The 22,168-nt window shown below is 63.9% G+C and carries 18 protein-coding genes and 1 tRNA gene; 14 read left to right on the top strand and 5 right to left on the bottom strand.

The genetic code is table 11. The annotated features are described in order from the left end of the window. Positions 1 to 8: 8 nt before the first annotated feature. Positions 9 to 5,471 carry a beta strand repeat-containing protein gene (locus tag PDO_RS08305; RefSeq protein WP_007600312.1) on the top strand — a complete coding sequence of 1,821 codons (5,463 nt, stop codon included), beginning with the start codon at positions 9 to 11 and terminating at the stop codon, positions 5,469 to 5,471. Between the two features lie 305 nt (positions 5,472 to 5,776). Continuing rightward, positions 5,777 to 6,307 carry a DUF992 domain-containing protein gene (locus tag PDO_RS08300; protein WP_007600310.1) on the top strand — a complete coding sequence of 177 codons (531 nt, stop codon included), beginning with the start codon at positions 5,777 to 5,779 and terminating at the stop codon, positions 6,305 to 6,307. 147 nt (positions 6,308 to 6,454) lie between these two features. Here the strand turns inward: PDO_RS08300 and PDO_RS08295 are convergent, their stop codons facing one another. Beyond that, complete coding sequence (locus tag PDO_RS08295; protein WP_007600308.1) at positions 6,455 to 9,475, bottom strand: DNA translocase FtsK; 3,021 nt, start codon at positions 9,473 to 9,475, stop codon at positions 6,455 to 6,457. A gap of 255 nt (positions 9,476 to 9,730) precedes the next feature. Between PDO_RS08295 and PDO_RS08290 the strand changes: the two genes are divergently transcribed. Both PDO_RS08290 and PDO_RS08285 read left to right on the top strand, forming a co-directional pair. Continuing rightward, positions 9,731 to 10,186 carry a hypothetical protein gene (locus tag PDO_RS08290; RefSeq protein ID WP_007600306.1) on the top strand — a complete coding sequence of 152 codons (456 nt, stop codon included), beginning with the start codon at positions 9,731 to 9,733 and terminating at the stop codon, positions 10,184 to 10,186. An 85-nt stretch (positions 10,187 to 10,271) separates the two neighbouring features. Further along, entirely contained in the window at positions 10,272 to 10,877 is a 606-nt protein-coding gene (locus PDO_RS08285; protein WP_007600303.1) for an IMPACT family protein, read from the top strand. A gap of 38 nt (positions 10,878 to 10,915) precedes the next feature. On the opposite strand, the gene PDO_RS08280 is transcribed toward PDO_RS08285, so the two are convergent. Then, entirely contained in the window at positions 10,916 to 11,737 is an 822-nt protein-coding gene (locus PDO_RS08280) for a tetratricopeptide repeat protein (protein ID WP_007600301.1), read from the bottom strand. 135 nt (positions 11,738 to 11,872) lie between these two features. Here PDO_RS08280 and PDO_RS08275 point away from each other — a divergent pair, with 135 nt between their 5' ends. The 4 genes from PDO_RS08275 to PDO_RS08260 all read left to right on the top strand — a co-directional run bounded on the left by PDO_RS08275 (position 11,873) and on the right by PDO_RS08260 (position 15,073). Next, positions 11,873 to 13,264: a leucyl aminopeptidase gene (locus tag PDO_RS08275; RefSeq protein WP_007600296.1), complete on the top strand. Its 1,392-nt coding sequence runs from the start codon at positions 11,873 to 11,875 to the stop codon at positions 13,262 to 13,264. 77 nt (positions 13,265 to 13,341) lie between these two features. Further along, positions 13,342 to 13,704 (top strand): MarR family transcriptional regulator, encoded by a 363-nt coding sequence (locus tag PDO_RS08270; RefSeq protein WP_007600295.1) that lies wholly within the window; start codon positions 13,342 to 13,344, stop codon positions 13,702 to 13,704. A gap of 45 nt (positions 13,705 to 13,749) precedes the next feature. Then, a complete protein-coding gene (locus PDO_RS08265; RefSeq protein WP_007600294.1) occupies positions 13,750 to 14,607 on the top strand; it encodes a C40 family peptidase in 858 nt (285 codons plus the stop codon). 73 nt (positions 14,608 to 14,680) lie between these two features. Then, a complete protein-coding gene (locus PDO_RS08260) occupies positions 14,681 to 15,073 on the top strand; it encodes a hypothetical protein (RefSeq protein ID WP_007600293.1) in 393 nt (130 codons plus the stop codon). Positions 15,074 to 15,087: 14 nt separating this feature from the next. Here PDO_RS08260 and PDO_RS08255 read toward each other — a convergent pair whose 3' ends face one another. Together PDO_RS08255 and PDO_RS08250 are read right to left on the bottom strand one after the other, a co-directional pair. Beyond that, entirely contained in the window at positions 15,088 to 15,303 is a 216-nt protein-coding gene (locus PDO_RS08255; RefSeq protein ID WP_007600292.1) for a hypothetical protein, read from the bottom strand. 166 nt (positions 15,304 to 15,469) lie between these two features. Then, positions 15,470 to 15,556, bottom strand: a tRNA-Leu gene (locus tag PDO_RS08250). A 264-nt stretch (positions 15,557 to 15,820) separates the two neighbouring features. On the opposite strand from PDO_RS08250, the gene PDO_RS08245 reads away from it, so the two are divergent. Continuing rightward, positions 15,821 to 16,303 (top strand): BA14K family protein, encoded by a 483-nt coding sequence (locus PDO_RS08245; RefSeq protein WP_007600291.1) that lies wholly within the window; start codon positions 15,821 to 15,823, stop codon positions 16,301 to 16,303. Positions 16,304 to 16,366: 63 nt separating this feature from the next. Here PDO_RS08245 and PDO_RS08240 read toward each other — a convergent pair whose 3' ends face one another. After that, the gene (locus PDO_RS08240) at positions 16,367 to 16,690 is read right to left on the bottom strand and encodes an Rdx family protein (RefSeq protein ID WP_007600290.1); all 324 of its coding nucleotides are present in this window, start codon (positions 16,688 to 16,690) and stop codon (positions 16,367 to 16,369) included. Between the two features lie 122 nt (positions 16,691 to 16,812). Between PDO_RS08240 and PDO_RS08235 the strand changes: the two genes are divergently transcribed. From PDO_RS08235 to PDO_RS08215, 5 genes are all read left to right on the top strand, one after another. Further along, positions 16,813 to 17,256, top strand: coding sequence for a DoxX family protein (locus tag PDO_RS08235; protein ID WP_007600289.1), 444 nt, complete (start codon positions 16,813 to 16,815; stop codon positions 17,254 to 17,256). Positions 17,257 to 17,368: 112 nt separating this feature from the next. Continuing rightward, complete coding sequence (locus PDO_RS08230; RefSeq protein ID WP_007600279.1) at positions 17,369 to 18,064, top strand: type 1 glutamine amidotransferase; 696 nt, start codon at positions 17,369 to 17,371, stop codon at positions 18,062 to 18,064. Between the two features lie 99 nt (positions 18,065 to 18,163). Then, a complete protein-coding gene (locus PDO_RS08225; RefSeq protein ID WP_007600278.1) occupies positions 18,164 to 18,760 on the top strand; it encodes a LysE family translocator in 597 nt (198 codons plus the stop codon). A gap of 138 nt (positions 18,761 to 18,898) precedes the next feature. Continuing rightward, entirely contained in the window at positions 18,899 to 20,215 is a 1,317-nt protein-coding gene (locus tag PDO_RS08220; RefSeq protein WP_007600277.1) for a vanadium-dependent haloperoxidase, read from the top strand. A 31-nt stretch (positions 20,216 to 20,246) separates the two neighbouring features. After that, a complete protein-coding gene (locus PDO_RS08215) occupies positions 20,247 to 21,863 on the top strand; it encodes a CRTAC1 family protein (RefSeq protein ID WP_037073005.1) in 1,617 nt (538 codons plus the stop codon). Positions 21,864 to 22,168: the final 305 nt, after the last annotated feature.

The raw sequence follows: 22,168 nt of genomic DNA, 5'->3' as shown, positions 1-22,168 counted from the left end.
ATTTGTTTATGAGCACGACCATTCCTTCGCTGAGCGTCAGCCAGATCAGATCCCTCTCGACGTCGGCCATCGCAGCCTGGACAACGGAAGACGCTGCGGCCCTGTCGACCACGCAGATCAAGGCGCTCTCCTCCGCGCAGGTCGGCGCTCTGGAGACGGAAGATCTTGCCGTCTTCTCGGCAACCCAGATCAGCGCGATTGCCACGTCTGCCATTGTCAGCCTGAACCTCGATCAGTTGTCGGTTTTGACCACCGACAAGATCGCAGGTCTCGCCACTGGCCAGATCGCAGCATTGGGCACAGCGCAGATCGACGGTCTGGGCTCGCAGCAGATCGAAGCGCTGTCCTCTGCCCAGATCGCGGCACTCAAATCGAGCCAGCTCGCGGTTCTGACGCCGGAAGACATCTCGACATTCACCACCGCGGAAATTGCAGCGATCAGCACAGCGGCTCTGTCGGGTCTGCCCACGTCCACGATCGCCGCCCTGAGTTCCGACCATACGGCAGCCCTGACCACCGCGCAGCTCGCGGCTTTGAGGACGACGCAGATCGCGGCCTTGAGCTCCACCCAGATCGATGCCCTGTCGACCGCGCAGATTGCTGCGCTGAGTTCGGCCCAGATCAAGGCCCTGAGCAACGATTCCATCGCCGAGCTCACCACGGCGCAGATTGCGGCGCTGAGCACCAAGGCGATCAGCGGCCTGACCACGGCTCAGATCTCTGCCATGTCCAGCGCCCAGGTCGAAGCGCTGTCGTCGGCCCAGATTGCGGTCCTGAACTCGAGCCAGATATCGGCACTCGCCGCCGAGGACATCGCGACATTCACGCCGTCTGAGATCGCGGCCATCAGCTCGGCCGGCATCGGCGGCTTGAACACCGCAGCTCTCGCTGCGCTGACGTCAGCCCAGGTCGCGGCACTCAAGACGACCCAGATCACCGCGTTGAAGACGACCCAGGTGGCGGCACTGGGATCGGCCCAGATCGACGCCCTGTCGAGCACCCAGATTGCTGCCCTGAGTTCAACCCAGATCAAGGCCCTGTCGAGCGCGATGGTGGCCGATCTGACCACGGCACAGATTGCCGCACTGAGCAGCAAGGCGATTGCCGGCCTGTCTTCGACGCAGATCGCGGCCCTGAGCACGACCCAGGTCGAAGCACTGTCTGCGGCCCAGATCGCCGCGCTGACCTCGAGCCAGGTCACGGCACTGGGTGCTGAGGATATCGCCACTTTCACCACCGAAGAAATTGCAGCCCTCAGCTCGATGGCTATAACAGGCCTGAACTCGGCCGCGATTGCAGGTCTGACCTCGGCCCAGACCGCAGCCCTGAAGACCACCCAGATTGCTGCCCTGAAGACCAACCAGATTTCCGCCTTGCAGATCGACGATCTGACGACGGCACAGTTCGCCGCCCTGAATTCCGCCCAGATCAAGGCCCTGTCGAGTGACAGCGTGGCCGGCCTGACGACCGCGCAGATCGCCGCGCTTAGCAGCAAGGCCATCGCCGGTCTGACATCGGCGCAGGTCGCGGCCTTGTCGGCCGAGCAGGTCGAGGTTCTGTCGTCGGCACAGATCGTTGCGATGAACTCGGGGCAGATTGCAGCCCTGAGCGCCGAAGGCCTGGCGACCTTCACCACCGCGGAAATTGCTGCGATCTCAACGGCAGCCATTGCCGGTCTCTCCACCACGAACATCGCGGCACTGACCTCGGATCAGGCGGCTGCGCTGAAGACCAACCAGATTGCAGCCCTGAAGAGCAATCAGATCGCTTCCCTCAGCACCGGCCAGATCGCCGCCCTGACCACGGCGCAGTTCTCCGCTTTGAGCGCGACGCAGATCAAGGCTTTAAGCAGCGACGGGATTGCCGCTTTGACCCCGGCCCAGATCGCCGCCCTCAGTACCAAGGCCGTCAGCGGCCTGAGCACGACCCAGATCGCCGCCTTCAGCACCGAACAGGCGGAAGCGCTGACATCGACGCTGATTGCGGCCATGTCGTCGAGCCAGATCGCAGCGCTTGAAGCCGAAGACATTGCGACATTCACCCCCGCGGAGATCGCCGCCATCAGCGCGTCTGCGATCACGGGCCTGTCGTCGGATGGTATCGCGGCACTCACCACCGCACAGGCGGCGGCGCTGAAGACCGCGCAGATTGCCGCGCTGAAAACCGCCCAGGTCGCAGCGCTGAGCGACAGCCAGATCGCCGCCCTCACCACGGCGCAGGTTGGTGCGCTGACCTCGCTCCAGATTGGAGCCCTGTCGAGCACCACCGTCAGCTCGCTGACGACGGCCCAGATCGCCGCCTTGAGCACCAAGGCCATTGCGGGCCTGACATCGTCGCAGGTGGACGCTCTCAGCGCGGCCCAGATCGATGCCCTGTCCTCGACCCAGATCGCAGCCTTTGGATCGGCGCAGATCGCTGCCCTCAGCACCGAGGATCTGGCGACCTTCTCCGCCGAGGAGATAGCCGCTCTGAGCACGGCGGCTGTCAGCGGCCTGTCGTCCGATCAGATCGCTGCCCTGACAACCAGTCAGACCTCGGCGCTGAAGACGAGCCAGATTGCCGCCTTCAAGACGACGCAGATCGAAGCGCTGACCTCCGCGCAGATCGCTGCTTTGTCTGCCGCCCAGTTCAGCGCGCTCAGCTCGGCCCAGCTGAAGTCTCTGTCCAGCGAAAGCATCGCAGCGCTGACGATTGACCAGGTTGCGGCGCTGAGCACGAAAGCCGTGTCCGGCCTTTCCTCCGCCCAGATCGATGCCCTGTCGACCGCGCAGATCGAAGCCCTGTCAACGTCGCAGATCGCCGCTCTCGGGTCCGACCAGTTGGCCGCCCTCGAACCGGAGGATTTGGCAACGTTCACACCGGAAGAAATCGCCGCGATCCGCACTGCGGCCATTCCGGGTCTGTCCACCGCCAATGTCGCCGCTCTCAAGCCGGATCAGCTGGCGGCCCTGACCACAAGCCAGGTTGCAGCGCTCTCATCCGCCCAGCTCGAGGCTATGGGCACATCTCAGCTAGCGTCCCTGACCCCAGAGCAGATTGGCGCCCTGTCCGCAGCCGCCATTGCCGGTCTGGCCACAGGCAACATTTCGGCTCTGACGACCGAGCAGATTGCTGCCCTCAGCACCAAGGCCTTCGCAAGCCTGTCCACGGCCCAGATCGAGGCCCTGTCGGTCGAACAGGCCGAGGCGCTGACGTCCGTTCTTGTGGGTGCAATGAGCTCGGCCCAGATCGCCGCCCTGAGTGCTGCCGAACTGGCCACTTTCTCGACGGCCGACATCGCGGCCATCAGCGCCGCGGCCATGGCAGGCCTCTCGACAAGCAATGTTGCGATCCTCAGCTCTGACCAGATGGAAGCGCTGACGACTGCCCAGGTCGCTGCCCTGTCGTCGAACCAGGTCGAAGCATTGACCTCCCAGCAGGTCGCAGCGCTGAGCACCGCGCAAATCGGTGCCTTGTCGTCCGCAGGTGTCTCCGGTCTGGCCACCGGCACGATCGCCGCACTGACCGATGATCAGATCGCGGCTCTGAACCCCAAGGCAATCCCTGGACTGACGGCAGCACAGATCGAGGCCCTGAGCACCCTTCAGGTCGAGGCGCTGACGCCATCGCAGGTGGCCGCCCTGAGTTCGGCGCAGCTTTCCGCCCTCGGCACGGCCGATATTGCCACATTCTCCACCGCCGATCTGGCTGCCATAACCGCCGCCGCCATGCCCGGCCTGTCCACCGCCAATGTCGCGGCGCTGACATCCGATCAGATCGCCGCATTGACGACGGCTCAGCTCGTTGCCCTGTCGTCAAGCCAGGTAGAAGTGCTGAGCTCTGCGCAGCTGGCTGCGCTCAGCGCTGCGCAGCTGGCAGCCGTCACCTCGTCGCAGGTCAATGCGTTGCCGAGCCAGTCGATTGCAGCTCTGACCGCCGAGCAGATTGCCGCGCTGAGCACGGCAGCCGTGGCTGGCCTGACCACGGCCCAGCTCGAAGCACTGACGACCGCCCAGATTGATGCGCTCACGACCCAGCAGATTGCGGCGCTGGGATCGGCACAGCTGGCAGCCCTGGGCACGGCGGATCTGGCGACCTTCTCGTCCGCCGACATCGCGGCGATCTCGGCAGCCGCGATCTCCGGTCTGTCGACGGCCAACATCGCCGCCCTTTCGGCGGAGCAGATTGCCGCGCTGACGACAGCGCAAATCGCATCGTTGAATTCGACCCAGGTCGAGGCGCTGAAATCCGGCCAGATCAGCAGCTTCACACCGACGCAGATCTCCGCTCTCAGTTCGACGGCTCTGCCGGGTCTGTCCACGGGCAATATCGCAGCCCTTTCGACGGATCAGATCGCGGCGCTGAACGCGACCGCGATCCGCGGCCTGAGCGCCGCCCAGATTGATGCGCTGTCGACCAGCCAGGTCGATGCCTTGTCCGCGACGCAGATCGCTGCCCTCAGCGCCACCCAGATCGGTGCTTTCAGCCAGGAGGATCTTGCAACCTTCTCGTCGGCTGATATGGCGGCAATCAGTGCCTCGGCCATTGCCGGACTGTCGGCGGCCACGGTTTCGGCTCTTACGACAACGCAGATCGCCGCCTTGAGCGCAGACCAGTTGAACGGTCTGACGTCGGTTCAGGTTGGTGCGCTGAACGCGACCCAGGTCAGCAACCTCACGACGACGCAGATCGCGGCACTCAGCGCGGCGGGTATCTCGGGCCTCTCCGTCTCGAATCTAGCGTCGCTGACGACAGCCCAGGTTGCCGCGCTGGGATCCAGTGCCATTCCGGGCCTGACGACGGCGCAGATCGACGCGCTGTCGACAGCCCAGATTGATGCTCTGTCGTCCGCTCAACTCGGCGCCCTGACCTCGACACAGCTGGGCGCTCTGACGACGGAGGATCTGGCGACCTTCTCGACGGGCGATCTTGCGGCCATCAGCGCCTCTGCGATCGGCGGCCTGTCGACGGCAAATATCGCCGCCCTGTCGACCGCCCATATCGCCGCCTTGAGCACGGCTCAGTTCGGCTCGCTGATCTTCAGTCAGATCCGGGCCCTGACCTCCGCCCAGGTTTCGGTCTTGAGCACCGCGCAAATCGGCGCGCTGAATGCCATCCAGGTCGCAGCACTGGGCACCAGCCATATTGCCAGCCTGACCACCGAACAGATGGTGGCAATCTCGCCGAGCGCGATTGTCGGCATGACCACGGCCCAGATCGGTTCCCTGTCGACCGAGCAGGTCGAGGTCCTGACGCCGACACAGGTTGCAGGCCTGAGCTCGCTGCAGATTGCAGCGCTCGAAGCCGAAGATCTGGCGACCTTCTCGACAGCGGATATCTCGTCTATCAATTCCGCGGCCCTCGCCGGCCTGTCGACGGAGGATATCGGCAATCTGTCGAGCGCGCAGCTGCAAGCCATCACCACGGCCCAGGTCGCAGCGCTCACCCCGGACCAGATCGCAGCGGTGGTTTCCGCCTATCAGTCCTACTGACGTCAGCGTCAACGATCATAATGATATGCTCACTTCGGCGGCGTGCTCAGCACGCCGCCGAAGTGTTTTTGGGGCGAGGTCGCTTGTCGGTGGTCGCCGGAATTTGGGGCGGGCCTGTCCGGCCGTTTCACCGCTCGCGCCCATGCGCGGCGTAGCTGCGTCTGTCAATCGATGCCGATCGACCGCAGAAACATAAGTGAAAGCGCCGATGGATCATTCTTTCGCCATATGCGTTAATCACACCTAGCCCACCCGCTCGGATGCATGGTCATCGGAGGGCAGGTTCAAGTTTGAAGGAGTACACCATGAAGAATTCTCTCGCCGTTGCGCTTGCTGCACTGCCGCTTTTGGCCAGCGCAGGCACAGCCTTCTCGGCTGATATGTCCCGCCAGGATCCCGTTCCCACCTATGAGGAAGCTGACCAGCGCGGCGGCGTTCGTATCGGTTATCTCCAGTGCAATGTCGGTGGCGGTGTCGGTTTTGTCGTCGGTTCTGCCAAGGAGGTCGATTGCGTCTTCACCTCGACCATCGGCAGCGAGCCGCTTGACCGCTACACGGGCGCCCTGCGCAAGATGGGCGTTGATCTCGGCTTCACCACCAAGGGCAGCCTGATCTGGGCGGTTTTTGCCCCGACAGCCGGATATCATCGCGGCTCCTTGGGCGGTCTCTACCAGGGCATCACGGCGGAAGCCACGGTCGGCGCCGGCGTCGGTGCCAATATCCTGGTCGGCGGCACCTCCGGTTCCATCCACCTGCAGACCATCAGTGTGACCGGCCAGCTCGGCCTCAACTTGGCCGCCACCGGCACCTCGATGACGCTCACGCCAGATAGCTGATTTTGACAGCTGATCCGGCATGTTCCGGAACATGAAAAACGGCGCCTTCCGCTTTGGGAGGCGCCGTTTTCTTTGGATTATGGCCAGTGGAAACCAGACTTCGCCATTCTTCTGTTGCGGTCGGCATCTCACGCCAAGATAGCGCGTTCAGCCTTCGATGTCGCTGTCCGGCAGCGGGCTGATCTCCCGACCACCGGCAATGATCGAGCGTTTGCCGACATGGTTGGCCGGGCCGACCAGGCCTTCCTGCTCCATGCGCTCGACCAGCGAGGCAGCCTTGTTATAGCCGATCGAAAGCCGGCGCTGGATATAGGACGTCGAGCATTTCTTGTCGCGCAGCACGACCTTCACTGCCTTGTCGTAGAGGTCGCTGGCGTCCTCTTCGCCCATGGCCGACTTATCGAACACGGCGCTGTCTTCCTCAGCCGTCTCGTCCATCTCGTCGGCGTCTTCGGTCACCGTGCCGAGATATTCCGGCCGGCCTTGCGTTTTCAGATGTGCGACGACCTTTTCGACTTCTTCGTCCGATACGAATGGACCATGCACACGGGCAATGCGCCCGCCGCCGACCATGTGCAGCATGTCGCCCTGGCCGAGCAGGTGTTCTGCACCCGGCTCGCCGAGAATGGTACGGCTGTCGATCTTCGACGTCACCTGGAACGAGACGCGGGTCGGGAAGTTCGCCTTGATCGTGCCGGTGATGACATCGACCGATGGGCGCTGTGTTGCCATGATAAGGTGGATGCCGGCCGCACGCGCCATCTGCGCCAGCCGCTGGATCGCGCCTTCGATCTCCTTGCCCGCGACCATCATCAGGTCGGCCATCTCGTCGACGATGACGACGATATAAGGCATCGCCGCGAGGTCCATCTCTTCCTGTTCGTAGATCGGCTCTCCGGTCGAACGGTCGAACCCGGTCTGCACGCTGCACAGGATTGTCTCGCCCTTGGCGCGGGCTGCGGCTGCGCGTGAATTGTAGCCGTCGATATTGCGCACGCCGAGCCGGCTCATTTTCCGGTAGCGATCTTCCATCTCGCGCACGGCCCATTTCAGCGCCATCACCGCCTTCTTCGGGTCGGTCACGACCGGCGTCAGCAGATGCGGAATGCCGTCATAGACCGAAAGCTCGAGCATTTTCGGATCGACCATGATCAGCCGGCATTCTTCCGGTCGCAGCCGGTAGAGCAGCGACAGGATCATCGTGTTGATCGCCACCGATTTGCCGGACCCGGTTGTCCCGGCGACCAGCAGATGTGGCATCTTGGCCAGTTCGGCAATTACCGGCTCGCCACCGATGGTCTTGCCCAGGCAGACCGGCAACTTGAACCGCGTCTCGGCATAGTCCGCCGTTTCGATCAGTTCGCGCAGATAGACCGTTTCGCGCACCGGGTTCGGCAGTTCGATGCCGATGACATTACGGCCGGGCACGACGGCGACACGCGCCGACAGCGCCGACATCGAACGGGCGATATCGTCGGAGAGGCCGATGACACGCGAGGATTTGACCCCCGGTGCCGGCTCGAATTCATAGAGCGTGACGACCGGACCCGGCCGCACATCGATCACTTCGCCCTTGATGCCGAAATCTTCCAGCACGTTTTCCAACAGGCCTGCGCTTTGCTCAAGCGCCTCCGGGCTCATCGCCGGCGCATCCAGCACCTGCGCTTCCTGCAGGAGATCGATCGGCGGCAGTTCGTATTCGCCCTCGGCCAGCGCCGGCTGTTCGCGGAAAAGCGGCTGGCGTGCCTTCAACGCCTGGGCGATCGGCAGGGAGCTGGTGAACGGCTGCGGTGCCGGGGAAGCCTGCGATTGCAGGGGGGAGGCTGCCTCGCTGAGGGCCGGCACGGCCTCGACCATGGCCTGTGCGTCGCCGAAAACGATCGGCATGCGTGCTTCAACCTGACGGTAGAGTGCAATCACCGAGCCATCCGGTGCGTCGAACACGGGCTTGATCAGCGACGCAGTTGGCGGCTCAACGGCCATATCCGGGCGATAGCGCACCACCTCGGCACGCGCCGCGATCCGCGAGCGCACCGGTTGCTGCGTCGGGATGACCGTGGGAAGCGTCGTCCGTGAGGCATGGGGAGCAGCATGGCGGAGAGGAGCAAGCAAAGCGGCAGCGGCTCTTGCAGCAGGACCGACCGGTAGGTTCGCCACCGCCTCGGCCGGTGCATCACCAACGTCTATCATCGCTTCGAAGAAGATATGGTCCGACAGCAATGCGCTCAGGTCCAGCGGTGCCCGACCCGGGGCCACGGCCGGCTGTGCCTGCGCCGGAATGGCCGGAACCTGTGCCGCCGAAGCCAGGCTCGCCGACCCATGCGATGCCTGCACCGCATTCGCGGTCACAGCTTTTGCCTGCGCCGCAGGGACGGGGCCAGAAGCAGGCGCAGGGGGTGGTGCGGCCACTGTTTGCTGCGGCTGTTGCTGTTGTTGCTGTGCCTGGATCGGACCGCGCAGAAAGGCGTTGCGCACCATCGTCGGCTGCTGCACGCGCGGTTCGTTCGGTGCCGAAGCGGTAATCCTTGTGGGCATCATCGCACGCGGTGCCGGGGCGACGGTTGCCTGCATGGCCTGCAGTGTCTGGTTCACCTGCATTGCAGGCGTGGGCGCTGCGACGGGTGCAAGGCTCTGGGCCGGCGTTGCGATCATCGGCATTTCCTGCCCATGCGCGGCCGCCCAGGCAGCCTGTTCCGCCTGCTGGCGCGCCAGTTCGCGGCGCAGTTTGTAGGTCAGAGCCCGTGCCCCGACCGCATCCGGCGGCTGCGGCAGGGTAACCGAGGCCGGCGCACGCGGCATGTCGACGGTCGGTTTTGCCGCTGGCGGGGTCACGGAAGCCTGCGCCACCGGCGGTGCCACCACCGACTCCACGGTTTCGGGTTCCCCGCGCTGGCCCAACCCCTGATTTGGTGTCTTGTCCGGCGTGCGGGTGAAGCGCACGTTCGGCCCCAGCACGAAGGCGGTCTGCCAGGCCGGCATCTCGCTGCGGCCTTCGATCTGGCTGGCCGCCAGTTGATCGGTTCCCGTTCGTGGCTTGCCCGATGCAGGCAGACCCGGCGCAGCCGTCGCCTGCGTTGCAGCCGGAGCGGCCACAGGCGTCTGCGTCGTCGTCGGCTTTTCCCCTAAGGCATTGGTGGAAAACACGGAATTTTGGCGGGGAGGATGCATTGAAAACCTGATCGCTGACGAGAAACGGGAGAGCTGGCAAGCACTCCATCAGTAGAAAATAAAGGTTAATGACTGCTTGCGCTGCAGCTGATTTTCCTAATATTCCAGCACTCCGGACCGGCATCCCCCGGGCAGGATCTGCCTGTTGTCGCTGGAGAATTCGGCCCTTCGTCAAAGTCTCCCATCGACAATGATTTTTTCTCGCGCTCCGCCGCCGGGCGGGGTAAGGACCGGGGATCGAAGAGAAAGCCGGTCATGTCGAAAAAGCCCAAGCGCAATCATCTGAAGAAGCTGATCAAGGCCTGGGCCCAGGCCACAACGGAAGACCGCGACGCCTTCCTCGACTTCGTCGCAGCCGAAACCCGGGCCAACGGCATCGCGCCGTCCCTTGTTCTCCTGCATGACAGGGCGTCGATGGTTGCCAGTGGCGCGACCCCCATGACCGCAGACGTGCGCCCGACTGCAACCACTACCATTCCGGTCGAGCCGCTGATTGCCAATGGCCGCTACCTGCTTCCCGCCACAATAGAGCGGATCGAAGCGGTCATGCGCGCAAGGCGCCTGTCGCCGCGCGCCGTGATGGCCGAAATGGGCTTTCCCGCCGACGACCATGCGCTCGCCCGCGCGCTGGCGATGAGGGCGAGCCTCAGGCTCTCGGTCATCGCCGCCCTGCGCCAATGGCTGGAGAGCAATCGCGCCCATATCCGCTGACGCCGGTTTCCGCTGGAACCGGGGCAGGCGCCCCTGTACCGTCGAGCGACGTTTCATTCGGCCCCATCAAAGTCTGATCATCGCCATGCGTTTTTCTCTGCTTCAGCCCGTCGAATTTTCCCAGGACGTGAAGAAGAGCCGCTTTGTCGCGCTTGCCGCTCCGATCGCCAGCGAGGGCGAGGCCAAGGCCTTCCTCGCCGCCCATCGCGATGACACGGCAAACCACAATTGCTGGGCTTGGCGCCTCGGACAGGCCTACCGGTTTTCCGATGACGGCGAACCGTCCGGCACCGCCGGCAAGCCGATCCTGCAGGCGATCGATGGACAGGATCTCGATGGCGTCGCCGTTGTCGTCACCCGCTGGTTCGGCGGCATTCTGCTCGGCAGTGGCGGATTGATGCGCGCCTATGGCGGCTCGGCGGCGGCCGCCCTGCGCCTCGGCGAAAAGGTCGAGATCATCCCGATGCTGACAGGTGTGGTGGTTGTCGGCTTTGCCGATCTGGCGCTGGTCAAGGCAAGGCTGCTCGCCCTGCCGCATGTGTCGCTGGTCGAGACGTTCGAAGCGCAAGGTGCAACGCTCGCCGTCACCCTGCGTTTGGGCGATGAGGATCAGGTGGCGCGGCTGGTGCAGGATCTGACCAGCGGCCGTTCGCGCCTCGTCCTGCCGGATGAAGACGGTTCCCCGGATTAACCAGGCGATGACCCTGTCGCGTTATCGCGGATCAGGCCTTAGCCGCTTTTCTTCGGCTTGCCGTCGGCGGCAAGCTGCTTCCAGGAGTTCTGCTGCGCCAGCATGCCGCGCAGATATTCGAGATTGGCAGTCGCCTGCTGTGGATCGAGTTCGCGCGCGGCGATCTGTTCGGCTTCCTGGAACCGCCCCTGCAGGCCGACCACCAGAGCCAGGTTCTGCCGCACGCGGCTGTCGGCCGTCGGTTGCTGCGATGCCTGGTTGAGATAGGTCTCGGCCGTCTTCAGGTCACCAGACAGCACATAGGACATACCGAGATTGGACAGCACGCTCGGTTCGCCGGGTTGCATGTCGAGCGCCATCCGGTAGCGCCCGCGGGCATCGGCCGAGCGACCGAGCTGGTCGAGCACGGCGCCTTCGGCCGAATAGAGCCTCCAGTCGGGACGGTCAGGCGTCTGGGCACGGGCGATCGTGCCGAGCGCCTTTTCCAGCTGCCCGGCCGCAGCCTGGGCCTTGCCCAGCGACGCCAGCACTGCCCGGTCATTGGCATGGGCGATCGCAACCTGCTGCATGACGGCCAGCGCCTGCGCGTTGCGGCCCGACATCATCAGCACATTGGCATAGCTGAGCCCGGTATTGCGGTCCTTCGGATTGGCCTCATAGGCCTTGCCGATCGTCTCGGATGCCCGCGCCAGTTCCGGCCCGGTCATCGAATCGACGGGCTTCGACAGTTTCGGAATAGAGCCGGTGATCAGCGGTTTTTCCCGGCCCGCACAGCCGCTCAGTGTCAGCGCCGCGAGGACAAGGCCTATTCCGCCGAGGGTCTGCATGCGGCGGCGCGAGGAAATATGCCGGTTGGCCATGATTGCTATCCCGAAAGTCTGGTTTTCTGCGCCAACTGCCTCAACAGCGTGACGTAACCTCCACTCAAGCAATAATCTGTTAACCCTAACGGAGTGTTAATTCGCTCGACGCCGATTCTCTTGAAAGCAGCAGCCATGGCCCCCTTCCAGTACATAGAACGCCCGACTCATTTCAGCACCAAGGGCGGCAAGACCCTGCCGATCTTCGCGGTCACGCCGGCCCATGTCGAGACCGGCACGCTCGAGCCGCTCGCCCTCGACTGGGCGAAGAAGGCAGGCTTCAAGGCCGAGGCCGGCGCCCTTTTGCTGATCCCGACCGAAGACGGCCATCTTGGCGGCGCGCTTCTGGGTCTTGGCTCCAATCCGTCCGAAAGCCCCTTCCTCACAGGCAAGCTCGCCCGCACGCTGCCTGCCGGCGACTGGCATGTCGAAACCGCGCCGCTGACGGCCAACCGCCTGCTGCTCGGCTATGGCCTCGGCGCCTACAGTTTCGATCGCTATCGCTCGGAACGCCCGACTGAACCGAAGCTGCTCATCCCCCAGGATGCCGATGCGGCCGACATCAAGCGTCAGCTCGCCGGTGTCTATCTCGCCCGCGACCTGATCAACACGCCCGCCAATGACATGAGCCCGGCCGATATCGAGGCCGCCGTCCGCCGTCTCGCCGAGCATTACAAGGCCGAGGTCACCGTCACCACCGGCGACGAACTGCTGGAGAAGAACTTCCCGCTCATCCATGCGGTTGGTCGCGCATCGACGGTCGCGCCGCGCCTGATCGAAATGCGCTGGGGCAAGAAGGGTCATCGCAAGCTCACCCTGGTCGGCAAGGGTGTCAGCTTCGACACTGGCGGTCTCGATATCAAGCCGTCCTCCTCCATGCTGCTGATGAAGAAGGACATGGGCGGTGCCGCCAATGTCCTCGGCCTCGCCCTGATGATCATGGACGCCAAGCTGAAGATCGACCTGACGGTGATCATTCCGGCGGTCGAGAATTCCATCGCCGGCAATGCTTTCCGTCCGGGTGACGTCTATAAGAGCCGCAAGGGCTTGACCGTCCAGATCGACAATACCGATGCCGAAGGCCGGCTGATTCTTGCCGACGCCCTGGCCTATGCCGATGCCGAAAATCCTGATCTGCTCATCGACATGGCAACGCTCACAGGTGCCGCGCGCGTCGCGCTCGGCCCGGACCTGCCGCCCTTCTTCACCGATGACGAAGACTTGGCCGATGATCTCGCCGATGCCAGCCTCGAGGTCGATGATCCCCTGTGGCGGCTGCCGCTGCATAAGGGTTACGAGCGCATGCTCAAGGCTCAGATTGCCGACCTGACCAATGCACCGGCCGGCGGCATGGCCGGCGCGATCACCGCGGCCCTCTTTCTCAAGCGCTTCGTTTCGAAGGAGCGCACCTGGCTGCATCTCGATATCTTCGGCTGGTCGCAGAGCGAGCGCCCGCATTCGCCGGTCGGTGGCGAAGCACAGGGCATCCGCGCCTTGTACCGGTATCTCCAGACCGGCTGGAAATAACCAGGCCTTGCGGGCCTCTTGCATCGGCAGCCCGTTTGCCGGAAAGATGCCCGCAATGACCATCTCGGGACCCGGCCATGAGCCTTGAACTGACCGCAACCCAGGCGCTTGGCCTCTGGCACCGGGTAACGCTGCAGCAGGTCCGCGCGGACGGGCCGGATCTGACCATGCGTCAGCTCGCCATCCTGCTGGAGATCTATCTCGTGCCGCCGCCGCATACCGTGCGCGGACTTGCGGCAACCCTTGAGGTGACCAAGCCGGTCGTCACCCGGGCGCTGGACACACTGGGCGAAATGGGCCTGGTCGATCGCGTCCGCGACGAGCTTGATCGGCGCAGCGTGGTGGTCAGGCGCACGGTCGGCGGCGCGCTGTTTCTGGAAAAATTCGGCGATCGGGTCATTGCCCAGGCCCGCTCGCTTGGCTCCCGTGCGCCCGATTGATGAACCGCGATTGATGCTCGATGAACGTATTGATGGACAACTGACATGATGCTCGACCGCAGGCTCAACGCCTACCGACCCGATCTCGCCGAAGCCGCCTTGCAGGGCAAGGTGGAGGCCGCACGGTTCACCGATGGCGATCCCGCCATGGTAGGCCAGCCGGTCATCGACTTGCGCCCACGGCCGGATCAGGGCTCCGGTATCGACACCCAGCTCCTGCTCGGAGAAACGGTTCGCGTCCTGGATCGCGCCGACGGTTGGGCCTGGATCAAGGCCGATGCCGATGGTTATGTCGGCTATCTGCAAGAGAGCAACCTTTGCCCTGTCGCGGCCTCGACCCATGTTGTTCTCGCACCACGCACCTTCGTCTATTCCGGCCCGGATCTGCGGTTTCCGGTCAAGGCTGCGCTGTCCATGGGCAGCGCCGTCACCGCAATCGGTGAAGCCGAGACGCGCGGCACCCGTTATCTGCTGCTCGCCGATGGCGGTGCCCTTGTCGCCAACCATTGCGGCCCGGTCGGCATGCCCGTCGAAAGCGACTACGTCGCCGTTGTCGCCCGCTTCGTCGAAACGCCCTATCTCTGGGGCGGCAAATCCGGCTTCGGCATCGATTGCTCCGGCCTCGTGCAACTGGCTTTGCGTATGACCGGCCGTTCCGCCCCACGTGACAGCGACATGCAGGCATCCAGCCTCGGCGAGCCGATTGATCGCGAACAGCTCCGGCGCGGCGATCTCGTCTTCTGGAAGGGCCATGTGGCTGTCATGGAGGATGGGCAGATGATGATCCATGCCAATGGCCATACCATGACGGTGGCGCGCGAGAGGCTCGATGACGCCATCGAGCGCATCGGCTGGTTGTATGACGCCCCGACAGGTTATCGCCGTCCCATCGCTGAAATGTGATGAGCGCTCTCTTGGTGCTGGAGCGTCGATTTCTTATATCGGGATCATGAACCCCGCATCGGAAGCCTTCCCCATGATCCAGTTGAATTCAGCCCTCCCGGTCCCGCACGGCATCGCGGCGACGAGAATGGCAAGGATTGCGAGCGTGCTGGGGCTGGTTCTGCTGACGCTTTCGCCGGCCGCATCCTTCGCCGCCGGCAGCGGCGTCGAGTGGCAGAAGGCGGGAAAGGATACGTTCACCGATCTGCCGGGCGTCAAGCCGCAGGACCCGCAACTGTTTGGTGATGGATACAGATGCGAGACCTTCACCGCTGCGCCAAGGCGCATCGATGCGCGCGAGCTTCGAAACAGCCTGCCGCGAACCATCTATCGCTGCGAAAAGAACGGTATCGTCTATCAGGGCACCCAGCCGCCGACCTCTGGCCGCGGCTGGTATCCGGGGGTCAATCCGCGCAATCTGGATTGACTGCAACCGCCCGCTTATTCGTCCTCGCCGATCAGGCCGTCGAACACTTCGAGCAGCGCTTCGCTGATCGCCGCACCGAGCGCATGGCCCGCGTCGCGGATCGCCTCTTCGTTCATGTCGCGGGAGGCAAGCGCCAACGCCGAGCCTTCCTGACTGACGATTTCTTTCGCCCGCTCGATCGCCCAGAGGGCAAAATCGCTGCGCGATTCGATGGCGACAGTCTCATCCATTGCGGGTTTCCTCTCGGGATTGGCAAGCCCTGTCGGGCTGCACGATCATGCTTTTGCGCGGCGGTTGCCGCTACGGCTTAAGGCTAGAAATAAAGCCAAATAAAAAAGCCGCGACGGCTTTTTTAGGTTCATATCCAAGGCCAAAGCCTTGGTATGAATAGGAATTTGGTGCCCAGAAGAGGACTCGAACCTCCACACCCTTTCGAGTACCAGCACCTGAAGCTGGCGCGTCTACCAATTCCGCCATCTGGGCGACGAGGAGCCATGTAAAGCGACAGACTCCCCCTGTCAATCGGCTTTTTGAAGTTTTCATGTCGAAGCCGCATATACATTCTTCACCGGGCCGGTCGCATCACGCTTCAAGCCCGGTTTTGCTGACCTTTCAGGCACATGCTCGCGGCGAACCTGTTAACAACGCCGTGAAAAAGCCGTGATCGAAACGCTGATTATTCGTCAGGCTGCGGTTCGTTTCGTCGGGCAGCGCAGCAATTCGATGTCGAAGACAGGAAAATCGTCGATGAAAAAAACAACAGCAATTCTGGCGCTGGCGATGATCGCGGTCGAGAGCCTGGCCGCGGTGGCCCAGGCCGCCACGATCATGCCCGCTTCGCCCGTTTCGCGCGCCCAGCCTGCGGCTGTCGGGACGTCAACTGATGTCCAGACGGTGGACATGGTCTGCGACTTCAACGGATGTTATGAGACCTGGGATCGCCCGCCGCCGGGCTATCGTCGCCCGCCACCGCCGCCGCCGGGTTATGGTCGACCCCCGGTCTATGTCGACCCGGACTATGGCCGCCCTCCGGTCTACGGTCGCCCGCCGGTCTATGTTCAGCCAGGCTATCGCCGCCCGCCACCGCCGCCGGTTTATGCGAGACCCAGCCGCAGCTGGGACCGCCATATAGACTGGTGCCTCGACCGGTATCGCTCCTACAATCCAAGGACGAATCAGTTCCTGTCGTCCTCGGGTTACTTCAAGACCTGCCGTTCACCCTTCGGCTGAGCGACGGCCACAACAGCAGAACCGGAAAGGCGGCTTTCACCAGCCGCCTTTTTTGATTGCCGATCAAGTATCGAGGCCGCTGTCGCGCTCCGCATGGATCCGATCGACATGGCCAAGGTCACGATCCGGGTCGATCGCGTCGCGCACCCGCTGTTTCAGCTCCTTCGGTCCCGGAAAGCCGCCATCGCGCTTGCGCTCCCAGAGCAGGTCGTCATTCAGCCGGATCTCGAAAATGCCGCCGGTGCCGGGGATCAGCGCCACCTCGCCGAGATCGGCCGCGAACGTGTGCAGCAGTTCCTGCGCCATCCAGCCGCTGCGCAGCAGCCAGTTGCACTGGGTGCAGTAGGTGATCGAGATCCGCGGTCTGTCCTTCGTCTCTGGTGTCATCTCATGTCCCCGACATCACGGATAAGTTAACTTCGGCGCTCTTCTTTTGATCTGCGGCCAATTGCCACTCTGGCATTGTTACGCCAAGAGGCAATCGATCATTTTTTCCAAGGAGTTCATCGATGTCTGCCACCGAAACCAACCGCCTCATCATCCCGGCGGTCGCGCCGCTTTATCGCTCGACACACGAGATCGTCGAAACCGTTCTGCGCGTCGTCGCCGGCGTCTGCCTCGTCATCCATGGCAGCGGCAAGATCGCCGACCCCTTCGGCGCGGTCCAGATGGTTGAAGGCCTCGGCTTCTATCCGGGTGTCTTTTGGTCGCCGCTGCTGGCCGTGGCGGAATTCTTCGGCGGCATCCTGCTGACGATCGGCCTCTTCACCCGTGTGGCTGCCGTCGCAACCACCATCATTCTGCTGGTCACGGTCTATTTCCACTGGGTCGTCATGAGCCAGGGTTTCTCCGGCGCTGAAAAGTCGATCATCTGGGCGGCCGTCACGCTCTTCTTCGTCAGCCGCGGCGGCAATGCCCATTCCGTCGACGCCCGCCTGAAAAAGACATTCTGAGCGCTGAAGCGCATCGATCGACAAAGCGGGGCGCGGCATGGGTCGCGCCCTTGCGGCAAAACATCTGCCATGCTTTCGTGGCCGCTCCTGATGATTCACAGTAACGGATCCCATGCGCGTCGCCATCGTTGAAAACATGAAGGTCTCCTATCCCGGTCAGGTCGGTCAGGCGCTGGCCGAAGCCGGCGCCGAGGTCACTGTCATCCCCGCCTATGCCGGCGCTCCATTGCCGACGCTCGATGAATACGAGGCGCTGGTGGTGCTTGGTGGCGAGCAGAACGCCCGCGACGACGAAAAGCACCCCTATATGGCGGATCTGTCCACCCTGATGCGTGCCTATGGTGACGCCGGTAAGGCGGTGCTCGGAATCTGTCTCGGCAGCCAGTTGCTCGCCCGCGCCTATGGCGGCGACAACCTGATCGGGGCGGCTCCGGAATTCGGCTGGCGCGTGATTGAAAAGACCGATCATGGCAAGGCCGATCCGGTCTTTGCCGCAGTCTCCGACAGTTTCCTGTCGTTCCAGTGGCACGACGATACCTTCACCTTGCCGCAACAGGCGGTGCATCTCGCCGAAAACGCCACCGCCCGTCACCAGGCCTTTCGCCTCGGTCGCGCGGCCTATGGCTTCCAGTTCCATTTCGAGGCCGACCGTCAGGTCGTGTCCGACTGGAAAGCAGCCTTTCCAGAAGTCATCGAGCGCAAGGAGCCGGGCTGGCTGGAGCGCCATCCCGCCCTTGCCGAAACCCATGGCATCGCCTCGGATGAGGCCGGTCTCGCCATCGCCCGCGCCTGGGTCGCGCAGATCTGATCGGGATCCCCGGACCTGTGGCCTCGGTCATCATCCGGCTTGTTTGACCGAAGTCAAACTGCGCCAAGGGATCACCTGCTAAGGCATCAGGCGATCTTGATGAAGGAGGCCGATTTGGCCCTGGCCGCTTTTGTTTTCGCCGTACTTCTTTTGCTGCTCACGCCCGGCCCGACCAATACGCTTCTGGCGGTGTCCGGCGCGTCTTCCGGCTTTCGCCGTTCCCTGTCTCTCATTGGCGCCGAGCTTGCCGGCTATCTCACCACCATCATCCCCCTCTCGACCTTCGCTGGCCCATGGCTGTCCGGCCGGCCGCAGGCAGCGCTTGCCGTAAAGCTTGCCGCCGCGATCTGGGTGCTGATGCTTGCCGCCCGCCTGTGGCGTCACCCGCCCCGGCTCGATGGCGAAAGCCCCGTCACCTTCGCGGGCGTCTATGCCACCACCGTCCTCAACCCGAAGGGCTTGATCATCGGCCTTGCCCTGATCCCGCCGGCCGTGACGTCCGTCCTGGAGCCCATGCCCTATCTCGCAGTCTTTGCCGCGTTGACCGTTGCCATTGCCGTCATCTGGGTCGCGTTCGGCGCCACCGTGCTTCGCCGCGCCGCCGGCACCCGCCCGATTGTCTTCGGCCGTGTCGCGGCCAGCTTTCTCCTCGTCTTTGCCGCAAGCCTTGCCGGTCGGGCCATCGGCCTGATCTGACGTCATCCGTATCCGCCACGATCCAAGCGTGCGGACGTCTCTTGCAGCTTGGCCGGGGCCATGCTTTATCCTCTCTGAACAAGACCTTGGGACCCCGGTATCGGGAGGGTCGGCATTCAAGACCTCGGGGAGGGGGCAATGAACGCGATCTGGCGGCGCATCGGCGCAATCGGCTTGATTATCTTTTCCGTCTGGTCTGCGCCGCTGGCTGCCGCCGAGCGACCCGGTGCCGACGCGGTGATCCATGACTGGTATCGGCTGGTGCTCGAACTGGTGCGCCACACCGCAACCTATTCGCCACCGGTCGCCAGCCGCGCCTTCGCCTATCTCGGCGTGATTGCCCATGAAGCAACCGCATCGGGCGATCCCGCCCTGCGCTCGCTCGCCGGCCAGTTGAACGGGTTTTCGCCGCTGGCCAGCCGTGATCCCGCCAAGACCTATGACCAGACGGTGGTGATCAACGCGGCTCTGGCAGAGGCCGTCGGCCAGCTGTTTTCCAACACCGGCCCGACCGGCCAGCGGGTGCTGGCACGCATGCGGGCGAAGATGGCGGCAAGGGTTGCTGACGGCCTCGATCAGCAGGTTGCGGCGCTGAGCGAGGACTATGGCCGCGCGGTCGTCGCCCATGTCCTGGACTGGTCGAAGGACGACGGCGGCGCGACCGTGGAGAACATGGGTTTCCCGGTCGAGTTCGCGCTCAACAAGGGGCCGGGCAACTGGGTGCCGACCAGCCTGGTCAACCAGCAGCAGAAGCCGCTTCTGCCCAAATGGGGCGACAACCGGCCGTTCGCCATGCCGCAAGGCAAGAGCTGCAGCCTGCCGCCGCCGCCCGCCTATAGCGAGGACAAGGGCTCCGTCTTCTACACAGAAGCCCTCGAAGTGCATGATGTGGTCAAGGCGATCACGCCGGAGCAGCGGGCGATTGCCCGCTTCTGGTCCGATGATCCGATGCTCTCGCCGACCCCGCCCGGTCACTGGATCTCGATCGCTCTCTCCATCCTCGACGAGCGCAAGGCACCCGCCGCCGACCGCGCCGACCTGCTCGCCCGCCTCGGCGTGACGCTTGCAGATGCCTTCGTCGGCTGCTGGAACAGCAAGTTCGAATACGACCTGCTGCGGCCGATCACCTATATCAAGCGCGTCATCGACCCGAAATGGGAGGCGCTGCTGATCACGCCGCCGTTTCCGGAATATCCAAGCGGCCACTCCACCCAGTCGGGTGCGGCTGCCGCGGTGCTGACCGCCTTCTTCGGCGACGATGTCGCCTTTGTCGATTCGACTCATGAAAAGGACGGCCTGCCAAACCGCAGTTTCCCGAATTTCTGGGCGGCTGCCGAAGAGGCCGGCATTTCGCGCCTCTACGGCGGTATTCATTTCCGCGCCGCGATCGAGCGCGGCCTCGATCAGGGCCGCTGCATCGGCGACCATGCCGTCGCCCTCGTCACCCGAAATTGACCCGAGAGCAAGAGGCACGCAAAAAGTGACCATGGCCCGTTTTCCGTTGTCGGCGACCCTCGCAATCCTGCTCCTGTCGGCTTGCGCGGCAAGCGCCGAAGGCAAGCAACCGCTCGCCCCGCGTTTTGTCGATGAAACCGCGACCGCCGGCATCGACAGCACCTATCGCGGCGACTGGGAGTTCATGGTCGGCGGCGGCGTCGCGAGCTTCGATTGCAATGCCGACGGCTTTGCCGACCTGCTGCTGGCCGGCGGCGAGGCACCGGCCAGGTTCTACCGGAACCGCAGCACTGTCGCTGGCCCGCTGTCGTTTGTCGAAGCCAGGTCCGGCCTCGAATTCGACAAGGTCCTCGGCGCCTATCCGCTGGATGTCGATGCCGACGGCGTCCAGGACCTCGTGCTGCTGCGCTCCGGCGAGAATGTCGCGATGCGCGGTCTCGGCGAATGCCGCTTCGAGCGCGCCAACGAGGCCTGGGGTTTTGACGGTGGCGACGCCTGGTCGACCGCCTTTTCCGCAACCTTCGAGCGCGGCGAAAATTGGCCGACCCTGGCCGTCGGCAATTATATCGACCGCTTCGAGGACATCGAGCCCTGGGGCTCGTGTACCGACAACTGGCTGCAGCGACCGGCCGCAGAGGGCGGGCGCCGCTTTGCGCCGCCTGTGGCATTGAAGCCGTCCTTCTGCCCCCTGTCGATCCTGTTCACCGACTGGAACCGCTCCGGCACGCCGTCGCTGCGCGTCTCCAACGACCGCGAATATTACAAGGGTGGCCAGGAGCAGATGTGGCGCATCGAACCGGGCAAGGCGCCGGTGCTCTACAGCCAGCAGGACGGTTGGCGCTACCTGCGCATCTGGGGCATGGGCATTGCCAGCTACGACGTCAATTTTGACAGCTATCCCGATTATTTCCTGACCAGCATGGCCGACAACAAGCTGCAGGTTCTGGCAGAAGTACCGACGGCTGGCCAGCCGAAGCCGGGTTATGCCGACATCGCCTTTGCCAGGGGCGTGACCGCGCACCGACCCTATACCGGCGGTGAAATCCGCCCCTCGACCGCCTGGCATACCGATTTCGAGGACGTCAACAATGACGGGCTCGTCGACCTGTTCATCGCCAAGGGCAATGTCGCCAAGATGCCGGACTTTGCCGAAAAAGACCCGAACAACCTGCTGGTCCAGGGCAGCGACGGAAAATTCGTCGAGATGGGCGATACGGCCGGCATTGCCAGCACGGCAAGCGGGCGGGGGGCAGCACTCAGCGATTTCAATCTCGATGGCCGCATCGATCTTGTCGTCGTCAACCAGGGTTCGCCGGTCGAGATCTGGCGCAACGACACGAAAGATGCCGGGCATTTCCTGCAGCTGGCACTTCGCCAGGACGGCGCCAACCGCGACGCGATCGGCGCCTGGATCGAGGTCCGGCACGGCGATCGGGTGCTGACACGCGAAGTCACCGTCGGCGGCGGCCATGCCAGCGGCAAGATCGGCTGGCACCATTTCGGCATAGGTGACCATGCCGGGACGGAGATAAGAGTGCTGTGGCCGGACGGCACGGCGGGGGACTGGCAGGCGGTGACGGCTGACGGGTTTTATGTCGTGCAACGGGATCGTCCGGTGCGGGTCTGGACGCCGGGCGAGGGGTTGTAGGGGGGCTGTCGGGCGGCCGGGGCTGGTTGTGCCTTTTGGGGTTTGTTGCCGGCGATACCCCCCTCTGCCCTGCCGGGCATCTCCCCCACAAGGAGGGAGATCGGCAAGGGGCTGGCCGCTCGGCCAACCGGATAGCTTGTGCAAATGAGGGCGGTGCGACGAGGTATTTCTGACTGTCCGTGTTTTGTCGCCCTTGCACCAAGGTCACTATCCTCTCCCTTGCGCCGAGGTCTCGGTGATCTCCCCCGTGTGGGGGAGATGTCGGCGGAGCCGACAGAGGGGGCGAACTGGCGCTGACGGCTGCG

Origin of the sequence: Rhizobium sp. PDO1-076 (assembly GCF_000247475.1) — a bacterium.
Taxonomy (GTDB): domain Bacteria; phylum Pseudomonadota; class Alphaproteobacteria; order Rhizobiales; family Rhizobiaceae; genus Allorhizobium.
The sequence above is the reverse complement of the archived record's forward strand: the minus strand, read 5'-3'. Positions and strand labels throughout refer to the sequence as shown.